This is a genomic window from Streptomyces sp. RP5T (assembly GCF_003933965.1).
Taxonomy (GTDB): domain Bacteria; phylum Actinomycetota; class Actinomycetes; order Streptomycetales; family Streptomycetaceae; genus Streptomyces.
On sequence record NZ_RSAJ01000240.1, the window covers coordinates 1 to 12,282 of the forward strand.

Sequence of the window (12,282 nt, forward strand, 5' to 3'; positions counted from 1 at the left end):
CGCCTCTCCTTACCCGCCCTTCACTCCTCTCTTACCTGCATATAAGGTTTGCTGACTCATAGGGAAGGACCCCCAGTTGGGCAGACACGCCCCGAGACGAGCGGGCCGTGCCACGCTCGTCTCCGCCCTGGCCGTAGCGGTGGCGGCCGGCTCGATCACCCTGTTCTCCAGCACCGAGGACACCGGCGCGCAGGCGGCCACGACCGCCTCCGCCGGCACCACCGAGATCGTCCTGGACGATCCCCGCAGCACCACCCCCCGCACCGAACGCCTGCTCGCCGCGGGCGCGACCGGTTATCTGCACCGCCAGTCGGGAGTCGCGGGCCTCCTGTGGACCGGCTACGAGGACGGCGCCACCGTCCCCGTCCTGGGCCCGACCGGCGTCTACCAGCCGACCACCACCAGCTGCTACGACATCTCCGCGCGCTGTGCCTCCGGCGTGTTCGGGCAGGCCGCCGACACCGTGGCCCTGCCCCACCGCACCTACGGCGACCCGGTGTCGCTGTGGAGCCCGGGCGGCGGCGCCCTGCGGACCGTCGACCTCAGCCAGTCGGCCACCCGGGTCGGCACGTACGGCGAGACGACCGTCACCGTCGAGTGGAACGGCGTCGTCGACGGCCAGGAACTGGACGGCTACGTGCTGCACCTGGTCGACCTGGTCGACGGGAAGCAGCGCGACCGCGTGGTCTCCGGACTGCCCGCCGACGGCACCTGGCAGACCAACACCGGGCGCACCGGCGACGCGAAGGGCGCCCTGCTGACCTACCCGGACCGCGACGCGAACGGCGACTTCACGTCGTACACCGTCGCCTACCTCGACTTCGCCACCGCCGAGCTGACCCCGGCCTTCACCGGCCTGTCCCGGGAGACGGTGCCGGAGGTCGTGCTCAGCGAGGACCGCGTCGGCTGGTACAGCGAGGCATCCGGCCTGCACCTCAAGCCGCGCGCCGACCTCACCGCCGCCGAGACCACCCCGGTGGCCGGCGAGGACCTGGCCGGCACCCCGGTGCCCGTCCTGACCGGCGACTGGCTGGTCCTCGCCACCAACGGCGGCTCCGTCCGGGCCGTCTCCCTGGCCGACGGCACCACGAAGACGCTGCTGACCTGGTCGTACGGCACCCCCCTGGCCGCTCCCGACGGGACCGCGCTGGTCACCGGCGGCTCCGGCGCGGCCGACTGGTGGGTTCAGCGGGTCGTCCTCGGAGCGGACGGCACCCCGCAGCTGAAGAAGATCGCCAAGGTGCCCCCGCTGGAGAACGCCAAGACGGGCCTCGCCCTGAGCCGGGGCAGCCTGCGGGTGGCGGAGGACAGCTCCACGAGCTCCATGGACACCACCTCGGTCCGCACCCTCACCACCGACGGCGGCACCGCGCTGACCGCCTCCGCGGCCACGGAGGGCGACTCGATATCCGCCAAGTGCCCCTACCCGGGCACCACCTGCTCCGCCCTGTGGGGCAACAGCGTCACCGACCCCGAGGACGTCTTCCTCAACACCTTCGCCGACGTCAACGAGGGCGGCAGCGGACTGGAGAACGCCGACCAGCTGGTCTCCATCAAGGACGGCTGGTCCAACCACACGCTGACGTACGGCACCCAGGACGGCGAGATCGTCGACGTCTCCGACGACTACGCCGTCTACAACTCGGGCGGTACGACCCCGGCGCAGTACATCGGCGAGTTCGGCTACGGCGATCCGATCAAGCGCTCGGTCCGCGCCGCCGCACTGAACGGCTCCACCCTCTGGAGCGCGACCACCACTGCGGGCCGGCTCACCTCGTACAGCCTGACCACGAGGAAGACCCTCTCCACGGTCGACGTCCCGGACCTCGGCTGCGTGCCGAGCGAACTCCAGGCGGCGGGCCGCTGGGTGTACTGGTCCTGCGGCGGCGCCTCGGCCGGCGTCTACGACACCAAGGCCGCCAGGTCGGTCACGGTGACGCCCGGTGACGTCCTGCTCGGCGACGGCTTCACGGTCCGCCACGACCACGGGGCCGACCAGCTCGTCCTCACCGACACCACGACCGGCGCCACCCGCGTGATCGCCTCCGGGCTGCCCGACTCGGGTCTCGCCGTGGACCGCCGCTTCCGGTGGACGGTCGACGAGTACACCGGTCTGGTCGCCTGGTTCGACACCTTCGAGCAGACGCACGTGGCCACCACCGGCGTCACGCCGTCCGCGGTGACGGCGTTCCGCACCGAGGCCGAGGGCTATGTGGAGCCCGGCCCCGCGTCGGCCTGGAGCGGCCGGTGGGAACTCTCCCGTCCGGTCACCTCCTGGTCGCTGACCTTCACCTCGGAGCAGGCCGGCCCGACCGGCCGGGCCACCCGCACGCTCACCGGCGGCGCCGCCTCGGCGGAGGTCACGGCGACCTGGAACGGCAAGACGTCGAGCGGGGTCCCCTTCCCCAACGGCGCCTTCACCTGGACGCTGAAGGCGACCGGCCTGGGCACGGCCACCCCGGTCACGGTGACGGGCGGCGAGGGCTACCTGCTGCACGGCTCGGCGGTCCGCCACGACTTCGTCAGCCCCGACGGCCCCGACGGCCGCGGCGACCTGCTCACCCTCAACACCTCCGGCGGACTGACCTTCCACGGCGGCACCGGCACCGGCAAGTTCGGCGAGAAGGTCAGCGCAGGCGGCTGGCCCACCACCATCAGGGCGATCCCCTTCGGCGACCTGAGCGGCGACCGCTGCAACGACGTCCTGGTCCGGCTGAGCAGCGGCGCCCTGCGTCTGTACAAGCCCGGCTGCGGATCGGCGGTCAAGCCGTCGACGTCGTACACCTCGCTCGGCACCAGCGGCTGGAACCAGTACGACGTGCTGACCTCGCCCGGTGACGTCAGCGGCGACGGCCGCCCCGACCTGATCGCGCGAGGGGCGTCCACCGGCACGGTCTACCTCTACACGGGAACCAGCACCGGCAAGCTCTCCGCGCGCGTCAAGCTCTACGACAACTGGAAGGGCTACAAGAAGATCGTCGGCGCCGGCGACCTCAACGGCGACGGCCGCGGCGACCTGCTCGCCCAGGACGGCTCCAACACCCTCTACCGCTACGAGGGCACCGGCACGGGCACCTTCAAGGCCCGCGTGAAGCTGTTCACCAACTGGGGCGGCTCCTACAACGCCGTCGTCGGCGTCGGCGACCTCACCGACGACGGCAAGGCGGACCTGATCTCCCGCGACACCGGCGGCACCCTGTGGCGCAACAGCGGTGACGGCAAGGGCTCGTTCGGAGCGAGGGTGAAGATCGCCACCGGCTTCAGCGGCTACAAGTTCCTTTCCTGACCCCGAGAAACACCGACGAGGGCGCCCGGGACCACACGGTCCCGGGCGCCCTCTCAGCTGTGCGCGGACGTCACATCGTGGTGTTGTCGTTCGTCGCGTCCGGGTCGACGCCCATCGTGATCGAGCCGATGACGCCCTTGGCGATGTTCTTCTTGTTGTACTTCAGCTTGAGCAGGCCGCCGGTGGTGCCGCTCTGGTCGTAGATCGTGTCCTCGGTGAGCGTGGTGCGCTCGGTCGTGCTCGTGGAGTACGGCTCGACCTCGGCGGACGCCAGCACGGACTCCTCGTCGAAGAAGAACTGGCCGGTGTGGCAGGTGTTGCCGCCCTCGTAACCGGCGTCCGTCCACGCGCCGTTGACGTGCACCTTGGTGTGAATGTGCACGCACCGGCCCCGGTACCAGCCCGGGAAGATCGTCTTGAAGGTGACCTGGCCGCTCCGGTCGGTCCGCCAGGTGCCCCGCAGATAGCGCTCGTCGTCGGTGGGGTCCTGATGGACACCACCACCGGTGCCTCCGGTCGGCGCACCCGACGGCGGTTCACCCGTCGGAGTACCGCTCGGGGCATCACTCGGGGCACCACTCGGGGGAGTGCCGCCACCGCCGGTCGACGAGGCCTCGTATCCCGAGTAGATGCCGAGCGCGTCGCAGTGCCAGATGTCCACCGCCGCGTTCGCGACCGGCTTGCACGTCTCGGCGTCGATCACCTTGAGCCGGAGAGTGAGAGGGATGCCCTCCTTGTCCTCGGTGATGTCCTGGCGGAGCTTGTCCGCGTCGATGTAGTACGGCCCCTCGGTGGTCTCCGAGGTGAGCTTGTAACAGGCCTCCGCGGCGGAGGAACTGCCGCTCGCGGAGGCCGTCGTGCTCGCCTCGCCCGCGAACGCACCCGACGCGGCGAGGGTGCCCGCCGCGCCCACCGCGACGGCCGCGCCCGCCCCGGCCACGACGACCTTGCGGCGCGTGAGGTCCTTCTTGTGTTTCGGCTCATGGGCCGACTGCCGGTGGTCCGGCTGCTCATTTCCCGTCATGGACAGGGAAGTTAGGTAAGAAGGCTGTCATCCACGTGGGAACGGACTGTGGTTTGCGCACAACAACGAAGGTGGCCCGGAACCGACGTCGGTTCCGGGCCACCTCTCAGCTCACGCCTACTTCGGCTGCGGCTTGCGCACCGACAGGTGCAGCTCCCTCAGCCGGGCCTCCTCCAGCTCCGTCGGCGCGCCCATCATCAGGTCCTGGGCGTTGCCGTTGAGCGGGAAGGCGATGGTCTCGCGGATGTTCGGCTCGTCCGCGAGGAGCATGACGATGCGGTCCACACCGGGGGCGATGCCGCCGTGCGGCGGGGCGCCGAAACGGAAGGCGCGCAGCATGCCCGCGAACTTCTCCTCGACCGTCTCACGGTCGTAGCCCGCGATCTCGAACGCCTTGAGCATGATCTCCGGCTCGTGGTTCCGGATCGCACCGGAGGACAGCTCGACACCGTTGCACACGATGTCGTACTGCCAGCCCAGGATGTCCAGCGGGTCCTGGGTCTCCAGAGCCTCAAGACCACCCTGCGGCATGGAGAACGGGTTGTGCGAGAAGTCGATCGCGCCGGTCTCCTCGTCCTTCTCGTACATCGGGAAGTCGACGATCCAGCAGAACCGGAACACGCCCTCCTCGAAGTGCCCGGCACGCTTGGCGGCCTCGACACGGACCGCGCCCATGATCTTGGAGACCTCGTCGAACTCGCCCGCGCCGAAGAACACCGCGTGACCGGCGGCCAGCGACAGGCGCTTGGTCAGCTCGGCGACGTTCTCCTCGGTGAGGAACTTCGCGATCGGCCCGGACAGCGAACCGTCCTCGGCCACCCGCACCCAGGCCAGGCCCTTGGCACCCTGCGACACCGCGAAGTCACCGAGCTGGTCGAAGAACTTCCGCGGCTGCGCGGAGACGTCCGGCACCGCGAGCGCCCGCACGTGCTTGCCGGCGAACGCCTTGAACTCCGAGCCCTCGAAGACATCGGTGATGTCGACGAGCTCCAGCTGGGCCCGCAGGTCCGGCTTGTCGGAGCCGTACTTCAGCATCGCCTCGCGGAACGGGATCCGCGGGAAGGGCGACGTGACGTGGCGGCCGTTGCCGAACTCCTCGAACAGCTCCGTCATCAGCTGCTCGATCGGCTGGAAGACGTCCTCCTGCTCGACGAAGCTCATCTCGACGTCGAGCTGGTAGAACTCGCCCGGCGAGCGGTCCGCGCGCGCGTCCTCGTCACGGAAGCAGGGCGCGATCTGGAAGTAGCGGTCGAAGCCGGAGATCATCAGCAGCTGCTTGAACTGCTGCGGCGCCTGCGGCAGGGCGTAGAACTTGCCCGGGTTCAGACGGGACGGCACCACGAAGTCACGGGCGCCCTCGGGGGAGGTCGCCGACAGGATCGGGGTCGCCATCTCGTTGAAGCCGAGGGCGACCATCTTCGAGCGGATCGAGGCGATCACCGACGACCGCAGCATGATGTTCCTGTGCATGCGCTCGCGGCGCAGGTCGAGGAAGCGGTACTCCAGGCGCCGCTCCTCGTTGACCCCGTCCTCGGTGTTGATCGTGAACGGCAGCGGGGCGGCCGCGCCGAGCAGCTCGACCTCGCCGACCTCGACCTCGACCTCGCCGGTGGGCAGGTCCGGGTTGACGTTCTCGGTGCCACGGGAGACGACCTTGCCGTCGACGCGGACCGTGGACTCCTTGGTCAGCTTGTCGAGCGCCTCGTACGCGGGCGTGCCCGGACGCGCGACCAGCTGCGTGATGCCGTAGTGATCGCGCAGATCGATGAAGAGGATGCCGCCCAGGTCGCGCCGATTGTGCAGCCAGCCACTCAGCCGGACGTCGGTGCCGACGTCAGAGGAGCGGAGCTCGCCGCAGGTGTGGGACCTGTACCGATGCATCGTCGTTCATCCAGTCTTCGCGGATCGAGGGAGGTGTTTCACGTGAAACAGCCCCCAGCCTACCGGGGACCCCGAGATCGCCTCCCCATCATTACGACTCGGCCAACAGTGGCACTTCCGGCGCCCCTGTTCCTAAAGTGGGGCAATGCACTCTGGTGAGCCTCTGCCCGCCGTGGGGGAGGTTCTTACCGCCCTCGCCACCGGCCTGTGGCACTGGGACACCGCCACCGAACTGGTCACGGTCGACACGGAGGCCGCCCGGCTGCTCGGCCTGCCCGCCGAACGGGCCACCCTCACGGAAGCCCAGGCACGGGCCCGACTGCACCCGGTCGACTGGAACGAGATCATCAGCGTCGTCGGACTGGCCGTCGCCGAGGACACACTCGCCGAGGTCCGGATCAGGATCATGGACGAGCGGGGCCGGGTGATCCGTACCGTCCGCAGCCGCTCCAAACCCTCGTACGACGCGAACAAGAAGTCGTTCCAGCTCATCGGCACCCTCCAGGAGGTCACCGAGCCGACCCCCGGCACCCCCGCCGGACGCACCGCGGTCACCGGTGACTGGCGGCGCTCCCGCGAGGCCTTCCTGCTGGACGCCGGCCGCGCCCTGGCCGAGGCCCGCTCCACCGCCGAGGTGCTGCGCGTGGCCGCGGGCCTGTCCATGCCGGGCTTCAGCCCCGACGGCCTGGCCGTCTTCGGCGTCGAGGGCGACCGCCTGACGATCATCGGCCACCACGGCCAGCAGCCCGGCGACGAGAGCCCCTTCTCCCACATGTCCCTGGAGACGGACTACCCCGCCGCCGAGGTCGTGCGCACCGGCCGGGCCGTCTACCTCTCCAGCCCTGAGGCCTACCGCTCCCGCTACCCGGTCACCTGGCCGCTCGCCCAGCGCTTCGACCGCCAGTCCTGGGCGTTCCTGCCGCTCACGGTCGCCGGCCGCACGATGGGCGCCTGGATGGCCGGCTTCGCCTACCCGGTCGCCTTCACCCCGGACGAACGCTCGGTCCTCACCACGGTGGCACGCATGCTGGCCCAGGCCCTGTCCCGCGCGGGCCTCGCCGAGTCGGAACGCGAACTGACCGACGGCCTCCAGCGCTCGATGCTCCCCACCCTGGGCCCCGAGATACCGGGCATGACCGTCGCCGCCCGGTACGTCCCCACCGGCGGCGGCCTCCAGGTCGGCGGCGACTGGTACGACATGATCCCGCTGCCCGGCGGCACCTCGCGGACGAAATCCGGCGCGGGACGGTTCGCCCTGGTCATCGGCGACGTCCAGGGCCACGACGTCCGCGCGGCGGGCCTGATGGGCCAGCTCCGCATCGCCCTGCGCGCCTACGCCTCCGAGGGTCACCGCCCCGACGCGGTCCTCTCCCGCGCCTCCCGCTTCCTCAACGGCATGACCAACGGCTCCGACGAGGACGCCGACCCCACCGACACCCGCTTCGCGACCTGCCTCTACGTCGAGGTCGACCCCGCGACCGGCGTCCTGGAGGTGGCCCGGGCCGGCCATCCCGAGCCCGCGATCCGCCTGACCGACGGCACGGTCCTGGCCCGCCGCACCGACGGCGGCCTCCCCCTGGGCATCGACCCGGACGCGGACTACCCCACGACCCGGATAGTGCTCCAGCCCGGCGAGACACTGATGCTCTGCACGGACGGGCTGATCGAGACCGGCGGCCATGACTTCGAGACCGGCTGGAAACGCATCCGCACGATCCTGGAGGCCCACGACGACGGCCTGGAGGAACTCGCCGACGCCCTGGTCCAGGCCGTCCACGGCCCCTCCTCCCACCACACCACCGGCCCCTTCGCCGACCGCCGCGAGGACGACATAGCGGTCCTCCTGCTGCGCCGGCAGAAGGAGACCGACGGCGACCCCACCCTCGCCCGGCCGGCCGTCCGCCGCACGATGCTCTCGGTGGCCCAGGCCGAACCGGAACGGGTCGCGGTGGCCCGCCAGCAACTGCGCGAACTCCTGCACGACTGGTCCTCCGCCGACCAGATCGACTCCGCCGTCCTGCTCCTCTCCGAGATGCTGACCAACGTCCTCGTCCACACCGACGCCGACGCACTGCTGCTCGTGGAGGTCCGCGGGGAGGCGGGCGAACGCCGCCTGCGGATCGAGGTCACCGACACCAGCGACGACCTCCCCCACAAACGCCGCCCCGGCGAACTGGCCTCCTCGGGCCGCGGCCTGATGCTGATCGAACTACTGGCGGACACGTGGGGGGTGGACCCCCGAGGCGAGGGCAAGAGCATCTGGTTCGAGCTGCACGAGTCGTCGGGCGAGGTCAGCGGGTGACCCTCCGCGTCAAGAACCTCGACGCAGACGGGCCCGGTGCCGCAAACCGAAGCTTGCGGCACCGGGCCCGCGTCACGCCGTACCGGCCTACAGGCCGCCCTCGGTCATTCCGTGGACCGCCGGCACCGTCCCCAGCCGGCCCTTCTGGAAGTCCTCGAACGCCTGCTGGAGTTCCTCGCGGGTGTTCATGACGAACGGGCCGTAGTGGGCCATCGGTTCGCGGATGGGGCGGCCGCCGAGCAGGACGACCTCCATGTCCGGCGTGTGGGAGTCCTGCTTCTCGTCCGCGCGGACCGTCAGGGAACCACCGGCGCCGAACACCGCGGTCTGGCCCAGGTGGATCGGCCGGCGCTCCGCCCCCACCGAACCGCGACCGGCCAGCACGTACGCCAGACCGTTGAAGTCCTCGCGCCACGGGAGGGTGAGTTCCGCCCCCGCTGCCACCGTCGCGTGGATCATCGTGATCGGGGTGTGCGTGATGCCGGGGCCCTGGTGACCGTCCAGCTCACCGGCGATGACACGAAGCAGCGCGCCGCCGTCCGGTGTCGACAGCAGCTGCACGTTGCCACCGCGGATGTCCTGGTACCGCGGTGCCATCATCTTGTCCTTGGCAGGCAGGTTCACCCACAGCTGGAGACCGTGGAAGAGCCCGCCGGACATGACGAGGGACTCCGGCGGCGCCTCGATGTGGAGGAGACCCGAACCGGCCGTCATCCACTGCGTGTCGCCGTTGGTGATGGTGCCGCCACCACCCTGCGAGTCCTGGTGGTCGAAGATCCCGTCGATGATGTACGTGACGGTCTCGAAGCCGCGGTGCGGATGCCAGGGAGTCCCCTTCGGCTCACCGGGCGCGTACTCCACCTCACCCATCTGGTCCATCATGATGAACGGATCCAGGTGTCGGTAATGGATCCCCGCGAACGCCCTGCGCACGGGGAATCCCTCGCCCTCGAAGCCACTCGGCGCGGTCGTCACGCCTACGACGGGACGGGCCACCGCGTCCGCCGTCGCGGCCACGCGCGGCAGGGTCAGCGGGTTGTCGACAGTCACTGCGGGCATGTCGGTACCTCCTTGTGCTTCGAGTTTAGTTGAGCATTGAACTTTCTGCCACCTCTAACGACAGAAGCCCGGAGGGCATTCCCTCCGGGCCGCTCCGTACAGGCCTTACCAGGTCAGTTGCTGAAGTACAGGTACTTCCATGCCCCGTACGTCGTCGAGTTGACGGTGTCGCCGGACGAGCCGTTGACGTACACCGACCGCATCCGCGCCCGGATGCCGGACTCGCCGGCCGCCCCGAGCGTGACGGCCGACTTGCCGTTCGAGCCGACCGGGAAGTACTGCGAGTCCGCCGAGTACCAGGTGCCCTGGTAGTAGACCTGGAGGTCGAAGCGCTGCTGACGGCCCGGGTAGTAGGTCATCGTCGTGGTGAGCAGCGGGTCGGTGTTCTTGTGGAACCAGTAGTACGAGGTCGAGCCGATCTTCGCCGTCTTGTAGTGCTTGGAGACGGCGGTGGAGATCCTGACCCGGGCGTACGCCGTGGACGTCACCGTCCTCGGCTTGTACCGGGCGTCGCCCGAGAAGACCGCGGTGACCTTGGTGTCCCGGGTCATGTCCACCACGGCGGAGATGTTGCCGTCGGCGTTGACGTTGCCGGTCCTGATCAGCTTCTTGGGCTTGTCGCCGCCGAAGGGGTCGGCGTAGATCGAGACCGAGCGGTTCTTGTAGGTGGTGCCGAGGTGCGCGGTGAACTTGACGTCGGTGCCGTAGTTGTACAGCTTGCCGTTGTTGTTCAGGCTCAGGGAGGTGGCCGCGCGGGAGACCTCGACGCTGTCGGAGGCGGTGACCGCGGTGTGCGTGGCGTCGCCCGCGTACTTCACGGTGTACGTCACCTTGCCGCCGGCCGGCGGGGTGTTGCTGAAGGAGTACGTGCCGTCGGCCTTGACGGTGACGGCGGGTAGCGCCTTGCCGTTCGGGCTCTCCAGGTCGGTACGGGTGACGGAGAGCCGGGCCCCGGCGGGCAGCGGCACCGTCGCCGTGAGCTTGCCGGTGACGGTGAGCGTCTTGGCGCGGGTGGCGGTGGTGGGGGCGTTGAGGTTGGGGTCGGTGAGCGCCTTGACCGTCCAGCCGCCGCTGCCGGCGACGAGGGCGAAGACCCGGGAGGAGTCGCCGGCCCAGGCCACGTCGGCGGCGGGCTGGGTGCCGGTGCTGTAGGTGCGGACCGGCTGGGTGGCGTCGGGCCGGTAGATCGCGATCTTGGTGCCGGTGACCTGGGCGATGAGGCCGCTGCGTCCGACGTCCGCGAGCTGTCCGCCGGGGTAGGTGCCGGCCTTGGTGAGGGTGCCGTTCGCGTAGGCGTGCCGGGCGGTGCCGTTGACGAGCACCTGGTCGTTGCCCGCGACGAGGTCGATGTCGCCGAGGCCGCCGTTCAGGGAGTACGCGGTGTCGTTCCAGGCGATCACCTTGGGCGTGCCGCCGGACACGTCGAGGACGGCCTCGGTGCCCGTGGAGTCCCCGGTCTCGCCGACGGCCAGCAGGCCGGGCCGCAGCGGGTCGGTGTCCAGCAGGGCCTGCCCCCACAGTCCGCTGCCCGTTCCCTCGGTCGGGATCTGGGTGAGCGCCACCGGGTCGGTGCCGGTCGCCGGGTCGACCGCCGGGTCGACCGAGCCCAGGTCGCCGTCCCACTGGTCGCCGTAGCTGAACCAGACCTTGCCCCCGGCGAAGGCCACGTGGTGTGGGCCGGTGTTGGTGGCGACCGGGTAGCGGGCCTTGACCTGGAGGTCGGCCGCGTTCAGGGCGACGATCTCGTGGCTGGTGGGCAGGGCCGCGTAGAGGGTGGCGCCGTCGTCGGAGACGGCGAGGTCGGCGGCGTTGTCGAGGCCGGAGGCCTGGGCGACGAGGGTGCCGTTGTAGTCGGCGGCCAGGATCTGGCCGTCGGCCTGGTCGCTGACGAAGACCCGGCGGAGGGCGTCGTCCACGACGAGGCCGCCGGGGCTGGTGACCACGGCGGAGACGGCCGACGCGGTGCCGGCGGCGGCGACGCCGAGCGCCACCGAGCTGAACATGACCGCGAGCGCCGTCGCGGCCGAGGTGCTGCGCATGCGCACAGTGATGAACCCCCACAGAGATTCCCGGTGGTGCCGGGAGAGCTGAAAGCGCCGCGCGACGTCCGGACGCCGTCCGCCTGAGGGCGGGGGCGTGCGGGGCGCGGCTGCCGGAGGGAACTCTATGGCATGGCTGTGACAATCGAACGAGATTTTCGAACTCGCCGAGCGACGGCTACCCGTACATGCGCCGCATCGCGAACTCGACCATCTGCTCCACGGCCTTCGCGTCGAAGACGATCCGGTGCTCGCCCTCCATGTCGAGGACGAAGCCGTAGCCCGTCGGCAGCAGGTCGAGGACCTCGGCGCCGGTGATGACGAAGTACTTGGACTCCTTGCCCGCGTACCGCCGCAGCTCCTTGAGCGTGGTGAACATGGGGATCACCGGCTGCTGGGTGTTGTGCAGGGCGAGGAAGCCGGGGTTGTCACCGCGCGGGCAGTAGACCTTGGACGTGGCGAAGACCTGCTGGAAGTCCTCCGCCGCCATCTGCCCGGTGGTGAAGGCACGCACCGCGTCCGCGAGCGAGGGCGGGGACGGCTCGGGGTACAGCGGCGGCTGCTGGCCGTACCCGCCCACACCGCCGGCCATGGGCTGCTGCGGCGGGACGCCGTACTGCTGCTGGGCACCAGCGCTCTGGTCGTAGCCGTACATGGGCGTAAGCGTACCGAGGGGGGCGGGGGCGGTGGG

General features: G+C 70.3%; 7 protein-coding genes. 2 read left to right on the top strand and 5 right to left on the bottom strand.

Going from position 1 to position 12,282, the window contains the following annotated elements; genetic code table 11:
* Positions 1-76 precede the first annotated feature (76 nt).
* Positions 77-3,286: a VCBS repeat-containing protein gene (locus EHS43_RS23780; protein ID WP_125192802.1), complete on the top strand. Its 3,210-nt coding sequence runs from the start codon at positions 77-79 to the stop codon at positions 3,284-3,286.
* Positions 3,287-3,356: 70 nt separating this feature from the next.
* Here the strand turns inward: EHS43_RS23780 and EHS43_RS23785 are convergent, their stop codons facing one another.
* Together EHS43_RS23785 and aspS are read right to left on the bottom strand one after the other, a co-directional pair.
* Positions 3,357-4,310, bottom strand: a complete 954-nt coding sequence (locus tag EHS43_RS23785) for an intradiol ring-cleavage dioxygenase (protein WP_125192803.1) — start codon at positions 4,308-4,310, stop codon at positions 3,357-3,359.
* A gap of 117 nt (positions 4,311-4,427) precedes the next feature.
* Positions 4,428-6,191 (bottom strand): aspartate--tRNA ligase, encoded by a 1,764-nt coding sequence (aspS, locus tag EHS43_RS23790; RefSeq protein ID WP_125192804.1) that lies wholly within the window; start codon positions 6,189-6,191, stop codon positions 4,428-4,430.
* A 145-nt stretch (positions 6,192-6,336) separates the two neighbouring features.
* Between aspS and EHS43_RS23795 the strand changes: the two genes are divergently transcribed.
* Positions 6,337-8,493, top strand: a complete 2,157-nt coding sequence (locus EHS43_RS23795) for a SpoIIE family protein phosphatase (protein WP_125192805.1) — start codon at positions 6,337-6,339, stop codon at positions 8,491-8,493.
* An 87-nt stretch (positions 8,494-8,580) separates the two neighbouring features.
* Here the strand turns inward: EHS43_RS23795 and EHS43_RS23800 are convergent, their stop codons facing one another.
* The 3 genes from EHS43_RS23800 to EHS43_RS23810 all read right to left on the bottom strand — a co-directional run bounded on the left by EHS43_RS23800 (position 8,581) and on the right by EHS43_RS23810 (position 12,246).
* Positions 8,581-9,552 carry a pirin family protein gene (locus tag EHS43_RS23800; RefSeq protein WP_125192806.1) on the bottom strand — a complete coding sequence of 324 codons (972 nt, stop codon included), beginning with the start codon at positions 9,550-9,552 and terminating at the stop codon, positions 8,581-8,583.
* A 113-nt stretch (positions 9,553-9,665) separates the two neighbouring features.
* The gene (locus tag EHS43_RS23805; protein ID WP_125192807.1) at positions 9,666-11,591 is read right to left on the bottom strand and encodes an Ig-like domain repeat protein; all 1,926 of its coding nucleotides are present in this window, start codon (positions 11,589-11,591) and stop codon (positions 9,666-9,668) included.
* A 178-nt stretch (positions 11,592-11,769) separates the two neighbouring features.
* Complete coding sequence (locus EHS43_RS23810) at positions 11,770-12,246, bottom strand: SseB family protein (protein ID WP_037707031.1); 477 nt, start codon at positions 12,244-12,246, stop codon at positions 11,770-11,772.
* Positions 12,247-12,282 lie beyond the last annotated feature (36 nt).

What these genes read in the sequence shown, in the direction of transcription:
- EHS43_RS23785 (WP_125192803.1), bottom strand. Translation starts at nt 4,310, where the DNA reads ATGACGGGAAATGAGCAGCCGGACCACCGGCAGTCGGCCCATGAGCCG.
- aspS (WP_125192804.1), bottom strand. Translation starts at nt 6,191, where the DNA reads ATGCATCGGTACAGGTCCCACACCTGCGGCGAGCTCCGCTCCTCTGAC.
- EHS43_RS23795 (WP_125192805.1), top strand. Translation starts at nt 6,337, where the DNA reads ATGCACTCTGGTGAGCCTCTGCCCGCCGTGGGGGAGGTTCTTACCGCC.
- EHS43_RS23800 (WP_125192806.1), bottom strand. Translation starts at nt 9,552, where the DNA reads ATGCCCGCAGTGACTGTCGACAACCCGCTGACCCTGCCGCGCGTGGCC.
- EHS43_RS23805 (WP_125192807.1), bottom strand. Translation starts at nt 11,591, where the DNA reads ATGCGCAGCACCTCGGCCGCGACGGCGCTCGCGGTCATGTTCAGCTCG.
- EHS43_RS23810 (WP_037707031.1), bottom strand. Translation starts at nt 12,246, where the DNA reads ATGTACGGCTACGACCAGAGCGCTGGTGCCCAGCAGCAGTACGGCGTC.